At 71.5% G+C, this 18,299-nt stretch carries 25 protein-coding genes and 2 pseudogenes; 8 read left to right on the forward strand and 19 right to left on the reverse strand.

The window, feature by feature from the left end; genetic code table 11:
* Positions 1–40 precede the first annotated feature (40 nt).
* On the forward strand, positions 41–664 hold the full coding sequence (locus tag ABZ564_RS14120; RefSeq protein ID WP_360854832.1) for a cysteine hydrolase family protein: 624 nt from the start codon (positions 41–43) through the stop codon (positions 662–664).
* A gap of 395 nt (positions 665–1,059) precedes the next feature.
* Here the strand turns inward: ABZ564_RS14120 and ABZ564_RS14125 are convergent, their stop codons facing one another.
* The 3 genes from ABZ564_RS14125 to ABZ564_RS14135 all read right to left on the reverse strand — a co-directional run bounded on the left by ABZ564_RS14125 (position 1,060) and on the right by ABZ564_RS14135 (position 2,789).
* Complete coding sequence (locus ABZ564_RS14125) at positions 1,060–1,791, reverse strand: DUF4232 domain-containing protein (RefSeq protein WP_360854835.1); 732 nt, start codon at positions 1,789–1,791, stop codon at positions 1,060–1,062.
* Positions 1,792–1,890: 99 nt separating this feature from the next.
* Entirely contained in the window at positions 1,891–2,016 is a 126-nt protein-coding gene (locus tag ABZ564_RS14130) for a hypothetical protein (RefSeq protein ID WP_360854838.1), read from the reverse strand.
* Positions 2,013–2,789, reverse strand: a complete 777-nt coding sequence (locus ABZ564_RS14135) for a uracil-DNA glycosylase (protein WP_360854841.1) — start codon at positions 2,787–2,789, stop codon at positions 2,013–2,015. The genes ABZ564_RS14130 and ABZ564_RS14135 overlap by 4 nt, the downstream gene beginning before the upstream one ends.
* A 170-nt stretch (positions 2,790–2,959) precedes the next feature.
* On the opposite strand from ABZ564_RS14135, the pseudogene ABZ564_RS14140 reads away from it, so the two are divergent.
* Positions 2,960–3,034: pseudogene (locus ABZ564_RS14140) on the forward strand (DUF2945 domain-containing protein); the annotation flags it as partial.
* 15 nt (positions 3,035–3,049) lie between these two features.
* Positions 3,050–3,219, forward strand: a pseudogene (locus tag ABZ564_RS14145) (DNA repair protein); the annotation flags it as partial.
* Here the strand turns inward: ABZ564_RS14145 and sigJ are convergent.
* A complete protein-coding gene (sigJ, locus tag ABZ564_RS14150) occupies positions 3,201–4,181 on the reverse strand; it encodes an RNA polymerase sigma factor SigJ (RefSeq protein WP_360854844.1) in 981 nt (326 codons plus the stop codon). The pseudogene ABZ564_RS14145 and the gene sigJ sit on opposite strands and share 19 nt — an antisense overlap.
* A 169-nt stretch (positions 4,182–4,350) precedes the next feature.
* Here sigJ and ABZ564_RS14155 point away from each other — a divergent pair, with 169 nt between their 5' ends.
* Positions 4,351–4,785: a hypothetical protein gene (locus ABZ564_RS14155; RefSeq protein ID WP_360854847.1), complete on the forward strand. Its 435-nt coding sequence runs from the start codon at positions 4,351–4,353 to the stop codon at positions 4,783–4,785.
* A gap of 198 nt (positions 4,786–4,983) precedes the next feature.
* On the opposite strand, the gene ABZ564_RS14160 is transcribed toward ABZ564_RS14155, so the two are convergent.
* Positions 4,984–5,154 carry a hydrophobic protein gene (locus ABZ564_RS14160; RefSeq protein WP_360854850.1) on the reverse strand — a complete coding sequence of 57 codons (171 nt, stop codon included), beginning with the start codon at positions 5,152–5,154 and terminating at the stop codon, positions 4,984–4,986.
* Between the two features lie 134 nt (positions 5,155–5,288).
* On the opposite strand from ABZ564_RS14160, the gene ABZ564_RS14165 reads away from it, so the two are divergent.
* Positions 5,289–6,170, forward strand: coding sequence for an RNA polymerase sigma factor SigF (locus ABZ564_RS14165; RefSeq protein ID WP_360854853.1), 882 nt, complete (start codon positions 5,289–5,291; stop codon positions 6,168–6,170).
* Positions 6,171–6,227: 57 nt separating this feature from the next.
* Here the strand turns inward: ABZ564_RS14165 and ABZ564_RS14170 are convergent, their stop codons facing one another.
* From ABZ564_RS14170 to ABZ564_RS14220, 11 genes are all read right to left on the reverse strand, one after another.
* Positions 6,228–6,665, reverse strand: a complete 438-nt coding sequence (locus tag ABZ564_RS14170; protein WP_360854856.1) for an Asp23/Gls24 family envelope stress response protein — start codon at positions 6,663–6,665, stop codon at positions 6,228–6,230.
* Between the two features lie 141 nt (positions 6,666–6,806).
* Complete coding sequence (locus ABZ564_RS14175; RefSeq protein WP_360854859.1) at positions 6,807–7,085, reverse strand: gas vesicle protein K; 279 nt, start codon at positions 7,083–7,085, stop codon at positions 6,807–6,809.
* A complete protein-coding gene (locus tag ABZ564_RS14180) occupies positions 7,082–7,309 on the reverse strand; it encodes a gas vesicle protein (RefSeq protein ID WP_164404639.1) in 228 nt (75 codons plus the stop codon). Before ABZ564_RS14180 ends, ABZ564_RS14175 begins: the two co-directional genes overlap by 4 nt.
* A gap of 3 nt (positions 7,310–7,312) precedes the next feature.
* On the reverse strand, positions 7,313–8,107 hold the full coding sequence (locus ABZ564_RS14185; RefSeq protein WP_360854862.1) for a GvpL/GvpF family gas vesicle protein: 795 nt from the start codon (positions 8,105–8,107) through the stop codon (positions 7,313–7,315).
* A gap of 19 nt (positions 8,108–8,126) precedes the next feature.
* Positions 8,127–8,492 carry a gas vesicle protein gene (locus ABZ564_RS14190; RefSeq protein WP_360854865.1) on the reverse strand — a complete coding sequence of 122 codons (366 nt, stop codon included), beginning with the start codon at positions 8,490–8,492 and terminating at the stop codon, positions 8,127–8,129.
* A complete protein-coding gene (locus ABZ564_RS14195; protein ID WP_360854868.1) occupies positions 8,485–9,585 on the reverse strand; it encodes an SRPBCC family protein in 1,101 nt (366 codons plus the stop codon). The genes ABZ564_RS14190 and ABZ564_RS14195 overlap by 8 nt, the downstream gene beginning before the upstream one ends.
* A 6-nt stretch (positions 9,586–9,591) precedes the next feature.
* Positions 9,592–10,422 carry a histone protein gene (locus ABZ564_RS14200; protein WP_360854871.1) on the reverse strand — a complete coding sequence of 277 codons (831 nt, stop codon included), beginning with the start codon at positions 10,420–10,422 and terminating at the stop codon, positions 9,592–9,594.
* Positions 10,423–10,429: 7 nt separating this feature from the next.
* The gene (locus ABZ564_RS14205) at positions 10,430–10,684 is read right to left on the reverse strand and encodes a gas vesicle protein GvpG (protein ID WP_360854909.1); all 255 of its coding nucleotides are present in this window, start codon (positions 10,682–10,684) and stop codon (positions 10,430–10,432) included.
* Between the two features lies 1 nt (position 10,685).
* Complete coding sequence (locus ABZ564_RS14210) at positions 10,686–11,435, reverse strand: GvpL/GvpF family gas vesicle protein (protein WP_360854874.1); 750 nt, start codon at positions 11,433–11,435, stop codon at positions 10,686–10,688.
* A gap of 3 nt (positions 11,436–11,438) precedes the next feature.
* Positions 11,439–11,885, reverse strand: coding sequence for a gas vesicle protein GvpJ (gvpJ, locus tag ABZ564_RS14215; protein ID WP_360854877.1), 447 nt, complete (start codon positions 11,883–11,885; stop codon positions 11,439–11,441).
* 33 nt (positions 11,886–11,918) lie between these two features.
* The gene (locus ABZ564_RS14220) at positions 11,919–12,239 is read right to left on the reverse strand and encodes a gas vesicle protein (protein ID WP_360854880.1); all 321 of its coding nucleotides are present in this window, start codon (positions 12,237–12,239) and stop codon (positions 11,919–11,921) included.
* A gap of 425 nt (positions 12,240–12,664) precedes the next feature.
* On the opposite strand from ABZ564_RS14220, the gene ABZ564_RS14225 reads away from it, so the two are divergent.
* Positions 12,665–13,786: a peptidoglycan bridge formation glycyltransferase FemA/FemB family protein gene (locus ABZ564_RS14225; RefSeq protein ID WP_360854882.1), complete on the forward strand. Its 1,122-nt coding sequence runs from the start codon at positions 12,665–12,667 to the stop codon at positions 13,784–13,786.
* Between the two features lie 22 nt (positions 13,787–13,808).
* On the opposite strand, the gene ABZ564_RS14230 is transcribed toward ABZ564_RS14225, so the two are convergent.
* Positions 13,809–15,359, reverse strand: a complete 1,551-nt coding sequence (locus ABZ564_RS14230) for an FAD-dependent oxidoreductase (protein WP_360854885.1) — start codon at positions 15,357–15,359, stop codon at positions 13,809–13,811.
* 187 nt (positions 15,360–15,546) lie between these two features.
* Here ABZ564_RS14230 and ABZ564_RS14235 point away from each other — a divergent pair, with 187 nt between their 5' ends.
* Entirely contained in the window at positions 15,547–16,074 is a 528-nt protein-coding gene (locus ABZ564_RS14235; RefSeq protein ID WP_360854888.1) for a hypothetical protein, read from the forward strand.
* Positions 16,075–16,105: 31 nt separating this feature from the next.
* On the opposite strand, the gene ABZ564_RS14240 is transcribed toward ABZ564_RS14235, so the two are convergent.
* Both ABZ564_RS14240 and thpR read right to left on the reverse strand, forming a co-directional pair.
* Positions 16,106–16,666, reverse strand: coding sequence for a hemerythrin domain-containing protein (locus ABZ564_RS14240; protein WP_360854890.1), 561 nt, complete (start codon positions 16,664–16,666; stop codon positions 16,106–16,108).
* Positions 16,667–16,809: 143 nt separating this feature from the next.
* Entirely contained in the window at positions 16,810–17,421 is a 612-nt protein-coding gene (thpR, locus tag ABZ564_RS14245) for an RNA 2',3'-cyclic phosphodiesterase (protein ID WP_360854893.1), read from the reverse strand.
* A gap of 573 nt (positions 17,422–17,994) precedes the next feature.
* Between thpR and ABZ564_RS14250 the strand changes: the two genes are divergently transcribed.
* Entirely contained in the window at positions 17,995–18,213 is a 219-nt protein-coding gene (locus tag ABZ564_RS14250; protein WP_360854895.1) for an MbtH family NRPS accessory protein, read from the forward strand.
* Positions 18,214–18,299: the final 86 nt, after the last annotated feature.

Consider the following 18,299-nt stretch of genomic DNA (forward strand, 5'->3'; position numbering starts at 1 on the left):
GACGGCCTCGCCATGCCCCCATCCGAGAAAGGCACCCACCATGACCACCAACCAGCCCTCCGCGACGCTCCGCGAGGTATCGGGCCTGGACGCCCGCCTGCCCCGGCTGAGCGAGTCCGTCCTCATCCTGATCGACGTCCAGAACACCTACCGCACCGGCGTCATGGCCCTGGAGGGTGCCGAGGAGGCCGTCGCGGCCTGCGCCCGCCTGCTGGAACGGGCCAGGGCCGCCGGCACCCCCGTCGTCCACGTCATCCATGACGGCGGTGAGGGCTCCCCGTACGACATCCGCGAGCACCTCGGCGCACTCAGTGACGAGGTGGCTCCCCGGGAGGGCGAGACGGTGGTCGTGAAGCAGTTCCCCAACTCCTTCCACCGCACGGAACTGGAGAAGGCGCTGACCGCCCTCGGCGCGGAGCCCGGCAGCGGCAAGGACCTGGTGCTCGCCGGCTTCATGACCCACATGTGCGTCACCCACACCGCCCAGGGCGCCTTCAACCTCGGTTACCGGCCCGCCGTCGTCGCCGAGGCGACCGCCACCCGCAGTCTTCCCGCGCCCGACGGCACGGTGGTGCCGGCCGCCGCCCTCCAGACCGCCGCCCTGGCAGCCATCGCCGACCTCTTCGCCCCCGTCGCCCCCACGGTCGACGCGATCCCCGCCTGACCGGGCCCGCGCCGCCCACGCGAGGCGGCACGGGCCCGAGGGGCCGGGACCCAACGACGACGCCGGGATGCCCTCGGGGCATCCCGGCGTGAAGTCGGCGGCGAGGAAAGCGGAAGGACTAATTCATGAGAGGAATGAGAAGGAAGCCCCTCCATGGCCTCGCCGTGAGCAACGTCAGCAGTCAGGCGGGGATCAGGTCGCGCAGGTTTTCCGGCGTGATGACCACGGAGTCCGGGTGCAGCCCGTCCGGCCGTTCCGGACCGATGTACGTGACCGGCCCTTCCGGTAGACCAGAGGGTCGAAAGCGTGGGCCATCCCGGCATGATCCCAGAACCGTCCGGGGAGGGGCATGCGAGTTTTCGTGCCCCTCCCCTCGGCCGCGCCGCGGTGCGTCGTCAGCCCTCCACGGACGTGGTCGTGAAGCGGTCACCGCAGACGCGGACCTGGGGGTCGCGCAGGGTGAGCGCCTCCTTGGAGCCGGGCGGGTAGACCCGCAGATAGTCGGCCCGCTTCCAGCAGCCGCCGTCCGCGATGCCCTGGTTGAGCGTGTGCAGGACGACGTGTGCCGTCCTTCCGGGGCCGATCACCGCCGACCCGTGCGCGGCGCCGTCACGCTTGGCCGGTACGCCGATGACGCTGCCGTCCCGCTGGATCAGGGAGACACCGGGGAAGCCGTTCAGGGCGCAGGAGCGGGCGGACTCGTTCACGAAGGTGAGCCGGTAGTAGACCTGCCCCGCGCCTCCGTCGGCCTGCTTCACGCTCATGCCCAGGCCCTCGGCCGTGCACCGTCCGGGGCCGGCCGCCTCGGCGCCGGAGTCCGTACCGGAACCGCCGGTCGCCGTGGGGGAGGGCGCCGGCTGCGCGGGAGCCGAGGAGACCGGGCCGGAGGGCGGCGAGGTCTGCGAGGAGGCCGTCGTTTCGGCGTGGGCCGCGGGCGAGACCGAGCCGTCCGACGCGGAGCCGTCGTCGTTGCAGCCCGCCGCGACGACGGCGAACGACATCATCGCGACGGGTACGAGGAGGCGTCGGCGGAGCCTGTGAGTTCTCCCGGCCGCCCCGCCTCCTCGCGGACGAGACGCGTGCTCGAACGGTGCGGGGGTGGCGTTGGTGCGAGAGAGGGATCCCATGACGGACGCCTGCTCGATTTTCGGCACTCCGAACCTGTTGATCTTGCGGAATTGCCACCACCGCGAACCGACCCCTTCGCCCGCCGCCCACTCCGGCCGTCAGCCGTCCTCGTACTCGGCCGCATCCTCGTCCTCGTCCGGCCCTTCCAGGTCGTCTACGCACTCCTCGGCCATCGCCCCGTCGCGCAGCACCTTCAGAGCCTCCTCGGCGGACCTCCACCTCATGGTTCCGGCAGGGAGGGGAGGCGTGCGGGCAGTCCCGCCGCCTCCGCCGCCTCGGCCAGCACCTCGCGGAGCATCGCCGGAGTGAGCCGCCCGGTGAAGACGTTGCGCCGGCTGACGTGGTAGCAGCCGAACACGGTCAGCGGATCGCCCGCCCCGTCGGCCGGGGCCAGCGCCGTACGGACACCGTGCCCGAACACCGGCCTCGGCCGGGGCACCCGCCGCCCGGCCCGTTCCAGGGCCGCCAGGGTCGCCTGCCAGCCGAAGCCGCCGAGCGCGACGACCGACCGCACCGTGGGCCGCAGCAACTCCAGTTCCCGGGTCAGCCAGGGCCGGCAGGTGTCCCGCTCGCCGGGCGTGGGACGGTTGGCGGGCGGCGCGCAGTGCACGGGGGACGTCACCCTGACCCCGTACAGTTCGAGCCCGTCGCCCAGGTCCGTCACCGTGGACCGGGACGCGAGGCCGAGCTCGTACAGCGTGGCGTACAGAAGGTCGCCGGCCCGGTCGCCGGTGAACATCCGGCCCGTCCGGTTCCCCCCGTGCGCGGCAGGCGCCAGGCCCGTGATCGCCAGGGAGGCGTCGGCGGGGCCGAAACCGGGTACGGGACGCGCCCAGTACTCCCAGTCGCGGAACGCGGGGCGTTTGACGCGGGCGGTCTCCTCCCGCCACTCCACGAGGCGGGGGCAGGCACGGCACCGGACCAGCTGCTCGTCGAGGGCGGCCAGCGTACGGGAGCGGGCGGCCGCCCGTACGGGGTAGTCCTCGGCGGTGCACATGATCGACCCGCTTCCACGTCCTGCCGACGTATTTCCGGCGGCCGCCCGGTGGCGTGCCGTTCGAAATGAGCGTACCCACGGCGGATGGGACCACGGCCGGGGAAACGGAGCCGCTCGCGCCGGGAAGGAAGGGAAACCGGACCACGAAGGATTTCTCCGTCGGGGACCATGTGCGAGGGAACTCCGGAGCCGGTCACGTCGAAGGCGTCATCACCGAGAAACACACGCACGACGTCGAATCCAAGCAGGGATGACGGGACTGCCCTGAGGCCGTGCGGTGGCGCTGCCACCGCAGACTGATCACCGACGCGCTGATCGTCGCGGGCGCGGAGGCCGTCGACATCCTGTCCCTCACGTCGAAGCGGTCCGCGGCCCTGAACAAGGACGCGCGGTCCGCGCCGGCCGGCTGACCTACCCGCCCCACGACTGAGGGGCCGCACCGGACCCGCCGTGCCCGGGCCACGGCCGGAGCTTCTCCGGGTTGCGCACCGCCCAGATGCGGTGGACGCGGTCCCCGGCGAGACCGAACGCCGCCACGGTGACGGTGACCCCGGCGTGCTGGGCGACCAGTCCCGCCCGGCCGTTCACCGTCCGCTCCAGCAGTACGAGATCGGGCACCTTGTCCGCGAAGTGGCACAGGTACTGGGCGACGCGCTCGCCGCCCTCCACCGGACGCAGCGCCGCCCCGGCCAGCCCGCCGCCGTCGGTGATCATCGCCGCCTCGGGGTCGAGGAGAGCGATCAGCGCCGCGATGTCCTTGGTCTCCCACGCCTCCTTGAACTCCCGTACCAGGACCGCCTGCCCGGCCGCAGGACCCGTCCCGGCCCGCGCTTCCCGAAGGCGCCGGCGGGCCGACGCGGCGAGCTGCCGGCAGGCAGGGGCGCTCCGGCCGACGATGCCGGCGACCTCCACGAAGGGGTAGCGGAAGACGTCGTGCAGGATGAACGCCACCCGCTCGGCCGGGGTCATGGACTCCAGCACGACCAGGAAAGCCATGTTCACGGACTCGTCCAGGGTGACCCGGTCCGCCGGATCCGCCGGTTCGTCCCGGCCGCCGTCGGTGTGCCCGCCGACCCACTCGGAGCGGTCGGGCAGGGGCTCCGGTATCCACTCGCCGACGTAACGCTCCCGCCTGACCCGCGCCGAGCCCAGCACGTCGAGGCAGACCCGGCCGGCCACCGTCGTCAGCCACGCCCCGGGCGAGGCGATGGTCTCCTGCTGTCGCGGTGACATCGCGTACCAGCGGGCGTACGTCTCCTGTACGGCGTCCTCCGCCTCGGCGACCGAACCGAGCAGCCGGTAGGCGAGGTTCATCAGCTGCCGGCGCTCCCCGATGACCGTGCCGAGGTCCGGTTCGGACCGCTCGTTCCCCGCCTCGGAAGGTGTGCTCATGTGCGCGACCGTCCCTGGGTCTCGTCGTCCGTTTCCGCTGTTGGTGGTTCGACGGAACAGGGTGCCGGAATGTGAGGCGGCCCCCGGCCTCACATTCCGCGGAGCTACGTCGTCGGACCGTTGAGACCGTACCGACCCACCGCCGCGAGGCGGAAGAGAGGACAGCGTCATGGCCGCACCGACGACGGCAGCACCTGGCGGACCCGGGCCCGACACGGCCGCAGCGCCGGGCCGGACCACGTTCATCGAGGTCTCGCTCGCCCTGCAGACCCTGGCCGTCTTCTTCCAGGCGGTCACCGCCGGGCTCCTGCTCTCGGCCCACGGTGAGGTGCTGCACAGTGTGGGGGCCCGCGTGATGTACGGCGCGTCGATGCTCTACGTGCTCGCCGCGATCCTGGCGTGGCGGCCGGGCGGCGGATCGCCCCGCCCGGTCCTGTACGCGACCGGATTCCTCGTACTCGCCTCGGTGCAGGTGGTGCTGGGCATCGCGCACGAGGCGGCGTGGCATGTCCCGCTGGGCGTCCTGATGTTCGGCCTGAGCACGGTCGCCCTGGGCCACGCCCTGTACCTCCGGGTGGGGCGGCGAGCGGCGGTCCGGAAGTAGCGGCCCGGACCGGACCGCCGCCGAGACGGTACGCGAGGGCATCGGTGTCGGGACCGACTGCTTCTCGGAAGTCCGCCTGCCATCCATCGAGGGCTCTGCACACGGGAAAGGGCTCTGCGCGCGGGAGATGATAAAGAAAAAGGGTCGGGTCACGGCGCACGCGCCGCGACCCGACCCTTTTCCGGGATGAGCGATCAACTACCAGCGGTACCAGCGGCCGCGCTTTCCACCGCCGCTCGCCGGGCGTACGACGAAGCCGAGCAGCCACACCACAAGGACCGCCACGGCTATCCACCACAGAGCCTTCAGGGCGAAACCCGCCCCGAAGAGAATGAGCGCAAGCAGAAGAACCAGAATGATCGGAACCATGGGTATCAACCTCCGAAGCGTCACATGCCCCGCCCTCTGCGCTGTATTCCTGGCGAGTTCGCGAATTTCTCGGCCAAGGGCGGGTAGTCGCAGTCTCGCGCACGCGTAAGCAGCCGCTGTACGACGGAAGGGGAATGGTCGCCATGTCGACATCCGTATCTGCGCAGGTGCCGGGGACCACGACAGAGGTGCCGGCGGAACTCCCGGAGATCGCCGATCCGCTGAAGGTCGCGCCCAAGGACGCCCGTGCACTCAGCAAACTGTTCTTCGACCGGTTGCGGATCCTCGAAGAAGGAACGGCGGAGTACCAGTACGCCCGCAACACGCTCATCGAAATGAATCTCACCCTGGTGCACTTCGCTGCCGCCCGTTACCGCAACCGCGGCAACGGCCAGATGGAAGACATCATCCAGGTGGGAACCATCGGACTGATCAAAGCCATCGACCGCTTCGAGCTCAGCCGGGAAGTCGAGTTCACCTCATTCGCGATTCCCTACATCGTGGGTGAGATCAAGCGCTTCTTCCGGGACACCACGTGGTCCGTCCATGTCCCGAGGCGGCTCCAGGAGCTGCGGGTCACCCTTGCCAAGGCCAAGGAGGAACTGGCCACCACGCTAGGCCGGGAAGCCACGGTCGCCGAACTGGCCGAACGCCTCGGCATCAGCGAGGAGGACGTCATCGAGGGCCTGGTCGCCTCCAACGGCTACACCGCGCACTCGCTCGACGTGCCCCTGGACGGTGCGGAGACCGACGGCCCCGGCGGGGTGAGCCGGACCCACGCGGACATCACCGGTGAGTGCGACCCCGGGATCGAACTGGTCGAGAACCTGCACGCCCTGGCGCCCCTCCTGGAGACGCTGGACGAACGGGAACGCGCCATCGTCCAGATGCGCTTCGGCCAGGAGATGACACAGGCCCGGATAGGTGAACGTCTCGGCCTGTCCCAGATGCATGTCTCACGGCTCATCGCCCGCATACTCGGCAGGCTCCGCGAAGGCATCCTCACTGAGGACTGAGGACTGAGGACTGAGGACTGAGGACTGTCGCCTTCGCCGGGGACAGCCCCGAGGGCATCATTGGACGCGCGAGTTGCCGGCTGACGTCTCGTCCTCGTCGTCGTCCGAACCCGGCACATGGACATCCGTGACGTTGATGTTGATCTCGACCACTTCGAGACCGGTCATCGTCTGAACCGCCTCGGTGACGTTCGTACGGATGCTGCGCGCGGTCTCCATGATGGTGGCGCCGTACTCGACGACGATGTCGAGGTCGATGGCGGTCTGCTTCTCGCCGACCTCCACCTTGACGCCCCGCCCGGGGTCGCTGGAGCGGGAGACCCGGTCCTTGACAGCTCCGAGCGCTCGTGAAGGGCCCTTGCCGACGGCATGGACGCCGTCGGTCTCCCGTACGGCGATGCCGGCGATCGTCGAGACCACGTTGTCCGCGATGGTCGTCGTCCCTCGCGTGCCGCCTTCCAGCCGGGTGCCGCTGACGCTTTCGTTGGTCGCCATGAGTTCCTCACACGGAAGCTTGTCGGGGGAGAGGGGCCGGCCGGGCAGAAGCCGTTCTGCCGCGTTCCGCCCCTCTCCCACTCTCCTCCGGCTCCCGCGCGCCCGCCATTCGGGTGGCCGCCGCCGGGGACGCCCCGCGGCTCAGTCCCGCGGCAGCAGCGTCCCGAGCGGCCCGAGGTCCAGGTTCAGGTCCTCGGGCCGCACGCCGTGCTGCTCGCAGAGCTCCGTCATCCGCTGCTCCAGGAGCATCAGCGTCGTACCGATCTCCTCGGTCTGTTCGTCCGTGAGGTCACCCTCGTCGATCCGCCGGATCGCCTGGCGCTCCATCAGCTGGCGAAGGAGCTCCACCACGGTGAGCACCAGCGTGACGAGGTCCTGACCCATCCGGCCGGAGTCCAGATCGACCCGCGCGTCCGTCACAACGGCCCCCCGTCCGCCCAGGGGGCGGGCACACGCTCGCTGACCGACGACAGCAGCGCATGCAGCGACAGCCGTACGAGAGGCACGTCGGCGATCGCGATCACCAGGTCCCCGCTGATCACCACCCCGGTCGCCAGCACCCGGTCCAGCAGATCGACCAGGGGCACGCCGATCGGCCCGCTCAGCGGCTCCGGCTCGTCCCACGGCACGATGGCGCGTTCCACCCTCTACACCTCGCCGACGAAGGAGTACGGCGCCCAGGGCCCCGACAGTTCGACCTGCGCCCCGGTCCGTTCTCGGAGGCTCTGTGCCAGCCGCGCCAGCTCCGCCGCCCGGTCCTCGGCCACCAGATAGGTGGCGTTGAGCACCTGGGTGCGCCGCTCCTCCGGGACGCGTGCCCCGTGCGGCGGCAACCGGCGCGACGCGGTGGCCAGACCGCTCACACCCGCGTCCACGACCTCGGCGATCCGCACGCCGTCCGTCCGGTGCCGTTCGCGCCGGTCCCGCAGGCTCCGCTTCCGGTCGAGGTAGGCCCGGCCGGCCCCGGCCCCGGGGGCGGGGCCCTGCGGGGCGGCCTCGGCGACTTGTCGGGCCGGTGCGTCGGTCACGTACACCTTCACGCCCCACTCGGAGTGGTGCGCCGTACGCTCCAGCGCGGCGTGGAACCGCTCCGACTCCCTGCTCAGTGAGGCCCGCGCCCGCTCCTCGTCGTGGTACAGCGTGGACAGCGGGAGGGGCACCGTCGGACAGCGGGCGGCCACCGCGCACACGACCTCGTGATGGGCCCGAGCGTACCGTTCGAGCTCGGGCTCGTCGGCGAGCCGTGCCTGCCACGCCTCGTCGGTGAAGTCCGCCGCCCGCACGCTCTGCACGACTGCGGTGAGCGCCGGGCCGAGGGTCAGCGCGCGCAGGGGGCTCTCGTCCGTGACGCCCGACGGCCCCGCGAGGACCGGCGGCTCTTCGGCACGGCACACCGCGTAGACGTAGACGGCGTCGGCGGGCGAGGGGATGTGCTCGGTCATGTACTCGGTTCTCCTCGGCTCATCTCCGGGACGACGGCTTCGTTTCGGACGCCTGCGGCTCATGCGCGTCGGCCGTCTGTGACTCAAGGGCTTCCAGGCGGGCACGCAACTCCCGGTTCTCGTCCTGCAGGGCGTTGCGCGCCGCGTGCGAACTGAGCGCGGGATCGGTCTCCCACCAGTCGATACCGGCCTTCTTCGCCGTGTCGACGGAGGCGACGAAGAGGCGCAGCCGGATGGTGAGCAGCTCGATGTCCAGCAGATCGATCTTGATGTCACCGGCGATGACGATGCCCTTGTCCAGGACGCGTTCGAGGATGTCGGCGAGGTTGGTCGTGTGCGGGCCGGCCGGCGCGTAGCCGTCCTGCCTGAAGTCGAGGTCAGTCACGACGGGACCTCCGCGCGCGCCGCCCGGCGGGAGCGGGCTCCTCTTCGTCGTCCTCTTCCTCTTCCTCCTCCGGTTCTTCCTCCTCTTCCTCCGGTTCCTCTTCCTCCTCCGGTTCCTCGTCGTCCTCCCACTCCTCCTCGTCCTCGCCCTCCTCGTCGCCGTCCTCGTCGTCGTAGTCCTCGTCCTCCGGCCCCTCCTCGCCCTCGGACTCCTCCTCGTCCTCCGACCCCTCGTCGCCCTCGGACTCCTCCTCCTCGGCCACGGCATCCTCGTGGGACACGACGACTTCTCCGTCGCGGATCTCGCCGCGCCAGCCGTCGGGCTCCTCGTCGGTGAGCGTGACGTACCGCTGGAAGTGCTTGAAGTCGAGCCGGATGCGGCGCCCCTGGGCGCGCCAGAGGTTGCCCGTCTTCTCGAAGAACCCGGACGGGTAGTACTGGACGACCAGCACGATGCGGGTCAGATTCGGTGTCAGCTCATGGAAGCTGACGGCGCCGCGCGTGGTGCCCTTGGAGCCCTCCGACGTCCAGACGATGCGTTCGTCGGGGACCTGTTCCTGGACAGTCGCCTTGAAGCTGCGCGAGGACGGGCCGATCTTGACCTTCCAGTCGCTCGTGGCCTCGTCGCTCGTCGACACGTCCTGGACGCCCTTCGCGAAGCTGCTGAAGCGGTCGTACTGGGTCCAGTAGTCGTACGCGGTACGCAGGGGAACGCCGACGTCGAGCACCTCGACGATGTTCATCGACTTGCCGCCGCCCGACTTGCTCTTCCCCTTGCCGCCGCCGAACGCCTCCTTGGCCTTCTCCGTGATGTTGTCCTTCACCCCCTTGGCCTTCTCGGAGACGAACGACTTCAGCGGGGACTCGCCCTGGAGGACGCGGGAGGCCACGGCGGGCAGGGAACCGCCGTTCTCCGCGGAGTCGGTGAGCTGCTGCGCGACATCCGTCAGCTTGCCGCCCGCTTTGCCCGCGAGGTCCTCCACCTTGGCGCTGAGGAAGCCCGACAGTTCCTCCCGGAGTCTGTCCAGGCCCGACCCCTGGGCCCCGGACTCGTCCGGCGCATCGGCGCGCTCGTCCTGTTCTGTCCTGGCCATGACTCGCTACCTCCGACGATCGGTGCGCTTGGAAGCGCTCCGCTTGGACGACGACGTCTTCTTCGCGGTGGTCTTCTTCGCCGCGGCTTTCTTCGCGGGAGCCGTCTTCTTCGGCGCCGCCTTCTTCGCCCGGGCCGTCTTCTTCGCGGGAGCGGTCTTCTTCGCCGCCGTCTTCTTCTCGGCGGCCTTCTTCCCCGCGGCTTTCTTGGCGGGTGCCGCCCTCTTGGCCGGAGCGGTCTTCTTCGCCGCCTTCTTGGCCGGTGCCTTACCGGCCGTACCGCTCTTCCCGCCCGGCCGCCGACTGGGCGGAGCCTCCGGCTCCGGTTCCGGCTCCGGTTCCTCTTCGTCCTCGTCCTCGTCCTCGTAGTCTTCGTCTTCGCTCTCGTCTTCGCCCTCGTCCCAGGGCTCCTCCTCGTCCTCGTCCTCGTGCGAGGCGTCCCCGCCTTCCGGTTCCTCTTCGTCCTCGTCGTACTCGTCCTCGTAATCTGCGTCGTCGTCCTCGGACGTGTCGTCCTCGCGCGGACCTTCGACGAGCCGGGCGGTGCGGTCGCTGATCGCGTCGGCCAGCGACGACATGCCGCGGTTGGCCGCCGCCGTCACGGCCTTGCGGCCCGCGTCCATGACCTCGCCCCTCAGCTGCTCCTGGAGCTCCGCGACCTGGGGGACCCCGCCGAGGCGGCGCATGCCCTCCGCGGCGAGCTGGCGGGGTTCGAGCCCGAACCGTCTGCCCGCCAGGTACGTAGCGACGGTCAGGGCCATCCGGCCCTTCTTGGTCCGGCCCAGCACGTAGCCGCCCACCACCGCGGCTGCGAGCGTCACCTTGGCCTGGTCATCCATGAGCACGTCACCTTCGATCGCTTGGCACTCGGCCTGCCCGAACGGCGTGCAGCCGGTCGAGCAGCCGCTCCTCTTCCCGTTCGAATTCCTCGAGCGTGATGTCTCCGTCCTCCAACTCCTGGTTGAGTACGGCCAGTTGCGTGCGCAGTACATGAGGGTCGTGAAGCTCGCGCTCGGCGGCGTCATTGAGCTTCTCCGCCACCCAGACCACCCCCCGGACGGGTGCGAGGGGCAGAGTGAGCAGTCCCGTGATCAGGCCCATCTCAGCCACTGCCCACGGGTACCGGGCGGGCCTCGGCCGCGACGAAGCTGTAGCACGGCAGGGGCCCGGCCAGACGGAGCTCCACATGGCCGCGGTTGTCGCTCGCGAACCGGTGGGCCTCGGCCAGGAACGCCTCACTGGCACCGCGGTCCACCAGGAACGACACATTGAGGACGCACCCCTGGACCTCCGGGCCCGCCGCCACCGCCCGCGCCCTCGGGGTCAGCTCCCGCAGCACCCGCCGCCCCGCTTCGGAGGCCCGGCGCGCGAGGGCCGCGGCCACCGCCTCGCCCAGTTTCAGGCTGGCCTCGTATCCCGGACGCCGGCGCGTGGCATCCCGCAGCCTGCGTACGGTGCTGTCCTCGGCGACGACATCGGCGAGCGCGTCCTCGGCGGCCAGCGCTTTGACGTTGATCTCGTGACAGCCCGCGAGCCGCTTCAGGGCCGCCGTGTGCCCGGCCCCGTCGGCGGCCAGTTGCCGCAGCACGGCCTCCTCGCCCGGCGCGACCATGCCGAACCGCATCGGCAGCACGGGCCCCTCGTCCATGAGGCGCATCAGCAGATCCTGGTGGGCCAGCAGATCGCGGCGGCGCGCCCGGAGATCCGGGGGAGCGTCGCTGACGACGGCGGCCAGCCGGCCCTGCCGGACGGTCCGCGGGCGGGCGGGCGGGCTGCCCACCCCGCCCTGCCCCTTCGGGAGGGTGACTCCCGCCGGGGTGATCGCGTAGACGTACACACCGTCGGCTGTCACGGCTCAGGCCTCCGCCCGGCGGCGCCGGCTCTCGCTGTCGCGCGCCGGAGAACGCCGCTTCTTCGGCCGCTCCTCCGACTCCTCGTCCTCGTCGTCGCCGCCGCCGACCGCCTTGCGTACGGTGTCTCCCACCGACTCGGCCGCCCTGCGCACCTTCCGCTTGCCGATGGACTTGACGGCACCGCCGCCGATCAGTTCCGGAACCGTGGTGCTGCCCGAGTCCCGCTCCAGGTCGAGCCGGTTGCACGCCTCGGCGAACCGCAGATACGTATCCACGCTCGCGACGACGATGCGCGCGTCTATCTTGAGGATCTCGATGCCGACCAGGGAGACCCTGACGAACACATCGATCACCATGCCCCGGTCGAGGATCAGCTCCAGGACGTCGTACAGGGTGCCGGCGCGCGGCGGGCAGGCGACGACTTCGTCGGAGTAGGTGGTGGCGGTCATGGAATGTCCTTCCGGCAGGGGAGTGGACGCGGCTCACTCGTCGGCGGCGCCCCGGCGGTACCGGCGGACCCTGCGGTACTCCAGGAGTTCACCGGACCGGTCCAGCTGCACCTCGTAGGAGGCGAGGAGGCTCGTGGTGTCCGGGATCCGGGGCACTTCGAGAACGTCCACGACGACGCACCAGCCGTCGTCGGTGCGCCGGATGGCGGACACCCCCTCCGCGTGGTGGTCGATGAGACCCTCCAGGCTCTGGCAGGCAGCGCGGGCCGCGTGCTCGGGGCCTCGTGCGGACGAGGAGCGACGAGTGGTCGTCGTTTTCGTGGTTCCGGCGTGGGAGCGCCGCTGATCTGCCATGGAACCCAGTCTGCTCACTCTCACAGCCCCCGCATCTTGGCGAGGTCATTGGAGCGTGTGCGGTGGTGCCACGCGGGCTGCGTCGCGGACAGTGGCTACGGCTGCCCGGCAGGCACCGCCCATGGATCACCCGGACTCCTTGCGGGAGCGCCCGATCGGCACCGGGGCCGGCCTCGCCGCGGCCGACGGCTCCCCCTCGCCCCGCACTCCTCGCTTCCCGAGAGGAGCGACGTGCCGGACCCGCTGGTCACGGCGGCACCAGCCGTCCTCGCCACGCTCGGCCCGATCCCGGCGTCGCTGCTGCCCGGCGCTGACCCGACAGGTGTTTCGCCCGAACGCCCGCCCCCGGACCGCTCGCGTCGTGGGCGGCGACGAGCGCCCTTACGCTGCCAGAGGATCACCCCCCGTGAACGAGGAGCAGACCGATGGACCTCCGCCTGAGGACGATCAGCCGGGACGAGCACACGGCGTTCGTCGAGAGCCTGCCGTCGGCGAGCCACATGCAGGTCCCCTCCTGGGGCGAGGTGAAACCCGACTGGCGGGCGGAGAGCCTCGGCTGGACCGACGACGCCGGCCGGGTCACCGGAACGGCCCTGGTCCTCTACCGCCCGCTGCCGAAGCTGAAGCGCTGCCTCGCCTATCTGCCCGAGGGCCCCGTCATCGACTGGTACGACGACGACCTCGGCCGGTGGCTGAAGCCGCTCCTCGACCACCTCGGGGGACAGGGCGCGTTCACCGTGAAGATGGGCCCGCCCGTCGTCGCCCGGCGCTGGGACGCGGCCACCGTGAAGGAGGCCATCGCCGACCCACTGGCCCACCGCCTCGGCGAGGTCGACCCCACGGAACAGGACCCCCGCGCCTTCGCGCTGATGGACCGTCTGCGAGCCATGGGCTGGCAGCAGGCCGGGGGCGACAGCGAGGAGGGCTTCGCCGCCGGCCAGCCCCGTTACGTCTTCCAGCTCCCCCTCGCGGGCCGCACGCTCGACGAGATCCTGAGCGGCTTCAACCAGCTGTGGCGCCGCAACGTCAAGAAGGCCGAGAAGGCCGGCGTCAAGGTCGTCCAGGGCGACTACGCCGACCTGGACACCTTCTACGCGCTCTACACCGAGACCGCCGAGCGCGACCGGTTCATCCCCCGCCCCCTGGAGTACTTCCAGCGCATGTGGAAGGCGCTCACCGCCGAGCACCCCGACCGGATGCGGCTCTACCTCGCGGCGCACGACGGGGAGGTGCTGGCCGCCGCCACCATGCTCACCGTCGGCGGGCACGTCTGGTACTCGTACGGCGCCTCCACCAGCCGCAGGCGCGAGGTCCAGCCCAACAACGCCATCCAGTGGCAGATGATCCGCGACGCCCACGCCCAGGGCGCGCACGTCTACGACTTCCGGGGCACGACCGACACGCTCGACGAGGGCAACCACCTGCTCGGCCTGCTCCGCTTCAAGGCCGGCACCGGGGGCCAGGCCGCCGAGTACGTCGGCGAGTGGGACTACCCCCTCAACAAGGTCCTGCACAAGGCGTTCAGCCTGTACATGGCACGCCGCTAGCGGCCCGGGGCCCGGCCCCCGCCTACCCTTCCTCGCCGGGGTCCAACGCCTCCAGCGGCCGGACCGCCGGGCCCTGGAGGACCGTGCCGTCGACGGCGAAGCGCGAACCGTGGCACGGGCACTCCCACGCCGTCTCCGCCTCGTTGAACGCCACCAGGCACCCCAGATGCGTACAGCGCGCGGACACCGCGCGCACGGTGCCGTCCGGGGCCCGGTACACGGCGCAGCGACGGCCCTTCACCCGGACCACCGCCCCCGTGCCCGGCGGGACCTGGCTCACCGAGTCCAGGTGACTGACGGCCAGCCGGTCGCCGACGAAGTGCTTCGCCACCTCCGCCTGCGCTCCCAGCAGCGACCCCGCCTCGCGCACCGCGCTGCCCAGCCGCCGGGGGTCGTACAGCTCCGCCCACGGCAGGGCAGGGGTCCCCTCGGAGATGAGGGAGGTCAGCAGACGGCCGGCGAGCACCCCGCCGGTCATGCCCCAGCCGCCGAAACCGGTCGCCACATAGGTGTGACGCGCCCCGATGTGGAACGGCCCGATGAGCGGAACCGTATCGCTGGGATCGTTGTCCTGCGCCGCCCACCGGTACGCCGTCGGGCCCACCGGGAACCGTTCGCGCATCCAGCCGTCCAGCCGCCGGAACCCCTCCGCGGGGTCCCCGGTGCCCGGCGTGAAACTCTCCCCGGTCACGATCAGCAGGCGCCGCCCGTCGTCGAGCGGCGTGGAGCGCACCGAACGCTTCCCCTCGTCCTCGGTGATGTACATGCCCTTCGGCGCCAGGTCCGCCGCGATGGGCGCCGCGACGACCAGCTCCCGCCGGGGCGAGAGCCGGGCGAACAGCATCGCGCGGTCGAAGACCGGGTAGTGCGTGGCGACGACCACCGTCCGGGCCGTCACGGTCCGCCCCGACTCGGTGGTCACCCGGCACGGTGTGCCCTCCGAGAGGCCGGTGACCCGGCTGCGCTCGAAGACGCGGCCCCCACGCGCGACCAGGTCGTCGGTCAGGGCCAGCAGGTACTTGCGCGGGTGGAACTGGGCCTGCCCGTTGGCGCGGACCGCCCCGGCCACCGCGAACGGCAGTTCCGTCCCGGTGACGTACGCGGCGTCGAGACCCGCCTCGGCGGCGGCGCGCGCCTCCGCCTCGATCAGCGGGCGCGACGCCGCCCCGGCCGCGTAGCTGTACGCGCTCACCCGCTCCAGGTCGCACGCGATCCGCAGTTCCTCGACGATGCCGGCCACCCGGTCCACCGCGTCCTGCTGCGACGCCGCGTACAGCCGGGTGGCCTCCGCGCCCCTGGTCCGCCGCAGCCTGTCGTACACCAGCGACTGGAGCGCGGACACCTTGGCCGTGGTGTATCCGGTGACCCCGGAGGCGATGCGGTCCGCCTCCAGCACCACGACGTTCCGCCCCGCCCGGGTCAGCTCCCACGCCGTGCTCAGGCCGGCGATGCCGCCGCCGATCACGACGAAGTCCGCATCCGTGTCCGAGGCCAGGCGCGGACGGTCCGGTGCGTCGGTGCTGTCCATCCAGAAGGACTCGTCCAGCCCGGGAAGGGGGCGGGGGTGGGTCATGGTGTGCTCTCCCAATCGTTCCGGGCCGACGGGCCCGCTGCTTCCTGGTCCGGCCTTCGGCAGCCGTGTGCCCCGTCGGTGGGGGCCCATGACGCACACCACGGCCGGAACGTGCCCTGCGTCATACGGCGCGTGCGGGAGGGGGCAGTAATCTGCACGGCGATCCAGCACCCGAGGGGACGCCCCGATGTCCGCAGACCTTTCCCCGCTCATCGCCGCCACCACCCAGTGGCTGACGCGCGCGTTTCCCGCCGACGGAGGGCCGCTCACCGCGGCCCTGGCCGAGGCGCAGGCCCGCCAGGCCGTCACCGTCGCCACCTGGCTGCGCTACCCCACGGACCTGGACGCCGCCCTGGTGGCCCTGAGCGGCCCCGGCGGATCGGCCCGCCTCGACGAGGTCACCGGCGCCCACGGCCATGCGGCGGCCGGTCCGCAGGACACGGCCTGGCGCAGCTGGGTGGACGAGGTCGTCGCCAGCTGGGCCGCCCACCTGCTCACCGCACCCGGGGCGGCGAGGGAAGCGGTGCAGGCGCTCGAACAGTGCGAGCACACCGTGGCCGGGCCCGCCGAGTTCCGCCGCCTGACCGAACCGAACGCGCACGACCTGGCGGCCACCGCACTGCTGCGCCACCCCGATCTGATGGAGCCGATAGCCCGCCTCCATCACGCGGACCTGCTCGACCGCCTGCGCCTCGGCCCGGCCCGCGCCCGCTGAGCGCCGGGGACGTGCCGGGGCGCCGGGGGGTTCAGCCCTTGCCGCGGCCGGTCAGCAGGTCGCGGGCCCGGTCGACCAGCCCGGTGCCGGGGCCGAGGATCTTGTTGCCGGGCGGGGTGTCGGGGGCGGAGGGGTGCGGACGGGTCGGGGCGGTCTTCTTCGCCGCGCGGACCTTCTCGCCCAGCTCCTCCAGGGCCTCGGAGGAGACGGCCGCCGCGAGCAGCGGGAACAGCCGGTTCTCCTCGTCGCGCACGTGCTCGCTCACCTCCAGCTTCAGCGTCGCCACCAGATGGTCGAACTGCGGGTCGTCCGCGGGCAGCCCCTCCAGGTCCTTGAGGTGCTGCTCCACCTTCGCGTGGTCGGACAGCTCCTTGTCGGCCATGTCGTCGCCGTCGTCCACGTACCGGCGCACCACCGGGTACAGGTGCATCTCCTCCGCCACGGAGTGACGGACCAGCTCGATCGTCAGCTCGTCGGCGAGCTTCCTGCGCTGCTCGTCGCCGACCGGCTGGGCCTCGATCCTCGCGAACAGTTCGTCGACCTCGCGGTGGTCCGTGGTGAGCTCCGCGATCACGTTTCCGCCGTGTCCCATCAGTGAAATCCCTTTCCGCTTGTGCGGTGTCCGCCTGGGTGGTGCGAGCCGAAGTCAGCCCACCGTTCCACAGGGGTACCCCCGAACCTCACCAACACACGGCGCCACGCCCCACTCTGGGCAGCCTGGCGTAACGGCGCGCTCTACGAGTGCGAAGGTGATGCCCCGGCTTCGCGCGCGGTGCCGAGCGGCCACGCCTCGATGTCGCGGTAGCGGATCTGCCCGGGGCCGCGCCCCGCGTTGCTGCCGACCAGGTGCAGGCGCTCGGCGGGCCACGGGCGGCCGCGGAACTCCGTGAGCCGGGCCGCGATCTCCCCGGCCGACGTGTGGTCGCCCCGGCGGACCCGGGCGAGGGTCAGGTGGGGGCGCAGCGGCCGGTTCTCCAGGGCGATGCCGCAGTCCTCCACCACGGTCCGCACGCCGGCGGCGAGCAGATGCAGCCCGTCGAGGTCCCCGGCGATCCCGCTCCACGCCACCCGCTCGTCGAACGTGCCGCCGCCGTGCAGCGCCAGGCGGGGAGCGGGGTGGGCCGCGGCGAGAGCGGCGAGCGGAGGACGCAGCAGCGGAACGGTCTCCACCGGGAGCGCGCCCAGGAACGCCAGGGTGATGTGCCAGTCCTCCACGCGGTTCCACCGCACCTGCGGGTGCGTGTCGTACACGGGGCGCAACTCCCGGGCCAGCTCGTCCTTCGCGGTGTCGGGCGGGGCGAGGGCGATGAACACGCGAACGGTCGCGGGCGGGTTCTCTTCGGTCACACGGCATTCGTACCGCACGCGGTGGGGGCCGCCCCCGCCGGGTGGGCCGCCCCACGGAGGCGGATATCACGCTGCGTGACAGAAAGGGCCATTGGTTCGGTATGGGGCGCGCACCCGGCGCACGGGAGCGCGGTGCGATCGGTGCGGACCCGGAGCCGATGAGGCGTACGCCGGCGGTTATCCGGATTTGCGCGGGTCGTATTCAGTGAAACATGCACAATTGGGACATGGGTTGGCTGGATGTTTCCGGGGAATCCGGGTTGGCATATGTCCGGGGCCGGCCTTCGCGCACGTCGCGGCCGTGCGCATCCATAAGTAAGGGACCGAATTCGGCTCTTCGGCCGTCGGCGGTCATCTATGGTGATTGATGTGAACGGGCGAAGCCGGAAGGCCGGCCGGCCATCGGCGTCGCGCCGGTATCCCGAGGCGTAACGCATCTCCGTCCCGTGCGACCGGGGTCGCACGGAAGGGGTGGGCGGTCCGATGGTGGGGGAGCGGTGAATCCGCGTGACAGGCCCGCATATATCTGAAGAACATGCCGTGGCATGTGGGAAAACAAGTGGGGGGACGGTCGTGACCAATCCTTTCGATGACGAGTCGGCGCGGTTTGTGACGCTGGTGAACGGCGAGGGCCAGTACTCGCTGTGGCCCGCGCACATCGAGGTTCCGGGCGGGTGGAGCGTCGGCGGCCCGGAGGGTTCGCGCCAGGAATGTCTCGACGCGATCGAGGCGGCGTGGACGGACATGCGGCCCGCCGGCCTGGTGCGGGCGATGGAGGCCGACGCCGGATAGGGCGGCGCGGAGGCCGTCGGGGTCCCGGGGGGCGGGCCCGCCCCGCCGGCCCCCGGGCCCCGGAGTCGAGAAAATCACCGAGACCC

Source organism: Streptomyces sp. NPDC019224 (assembly GCF_040632605.1).
Classification (GTDB): Bacteria; Actinomycetota; Actinomycetes; order Streptomycetales; family Streptomycetaceae; genus Streptomyces.

Coding starts and splice junctions, on each gene's coding strand:
- ABZ564_RS14120 (WP_360854832.1), top strand. CDS start 41: ATGACCACCAACCAGCCCTCCGCGACGCTCCGCGAGGTATCGGGCCTG.
- ABZ564_RS14125 (WP_360854835.1), bottom strand. CDS start 1,791: ATGGGATCCCTCTCTCGCACCAACGCCACCCCCGCACCGTTCGAGCAC.
- ABZ564_RS14130 (WP_360854838.1), bottom strand. CDS start 2,016: ATGAGGTGGAGGTCCGCCGAGGAGGCTCTGAAGGTGCTGCGCGACGGG.
- ABZ564_RS14135 (WP_360854841.1), bottom strand. CDS start 2,789: ATGTGCACCGCCGAGGACTACCCCGTACGGGCGGCCGCCCGCTCCCGT.
- sigJ (WP_360854844.1), bottom strand. CDS start 4,181: ATGAGCACACCTTCCGAGGCGGGGAACGAGCGGTCCGAACCGGACCTC.
- ABZ564_RS14155 (WP_360854847.1), top strand. CDS start 4,351: ATGGCCGCACCGACGACGGCAGCACCTGGCGGACCCGGGCCCGACACG.
- ABZ564_RS14160 (WP_360854850.1), bottom strand. CDS start 5,154: ATGGTTCCGATCATTCTGGTTCTTCTGCTTGCGCTCATTCTCTTCGGG.
- ABZ564_RS14165 (WP_360854853.1), top strand. CDS start 5,289: ATGGTCGCCATGTCGACATCCGTATCTGCGCAGGTGCCGGGGACCACG.
- ABZ564_RS14170 (WP_360854856.1), bottom strand. CDS start 6,665: ATGGCGACCAACGAAAGCGTCAGCGGCACCCGGCTGGAAGGCGGCACG.
- ABZ564_RS14185 (WP_360854862.1), bottom strand. CDS start 8,107: ATGACCGAGCACATCCCCTCGCCCGCCGACGCCGTCTACGTCTACGCG.
- ABZ564_RS14195 (WP_360854868.1), bottom strand. CDS start 9,585: ATGGCCAGGACAGAACAGGACGAGCGCGCCGATGCGCCGGACGAGTCC.
- ABZ564_RS14200 (WP_360854871.1), bottom strand. CDS start 10,422: ATGGATGACCAGGCCAAGGTGACGCTCGCAGCCGCGGTGGTGGGCGGC.
- ABZ564_RS14205 (WP_360854909.1), bottom strand. CDS start 10,684: ATGGGCCTGATCACGGGACTGCTCACTCTGCCCCTCGCACCCGTCCGG.
- gvpJ (WP_360854877.1), bottom strand. CDS start 11,885: ATGACCGCCACCACCTACTCCGACGAAGTCGTCGCCTGCCCGCCGCGC.
- ABZ564_RS14220 (WP_360854880.1), bottom strand. CDS start 12,239: ATGGCAGATCAGCGGCGCTCCCACGCCGGAACCACGAAAACGACGACC.
- ABZ564_RS14225 (WP_360854882.1), top strand. CDS start 12,665: ATGGACCTCCGCCTGAGGACGATCAGCCGGGACGAGCACACGGCGTTC.
- ABZ564_RS14230 (WP_360854885.1), bottom strand. CDS start 15,359: ATGACCCACCCCCGCCCCCTTCCCGGGCTGGACGAGTCCTTCTGGATG.
- ABZ564_RS14235 (WP_360854888.1), top strand. CDS start 15,547: ATGTCCGCAGACCTTTCCCCGCTCATCGCCGCCACCACCCAGTGGCTG.
- ABZ564_RS14240 (WP_360854890.1), bottom strand. CDS start 16,666: ATGGGACACGGCGGAAACGTGATCGCGGAGCTCACCACGGACCACCGC.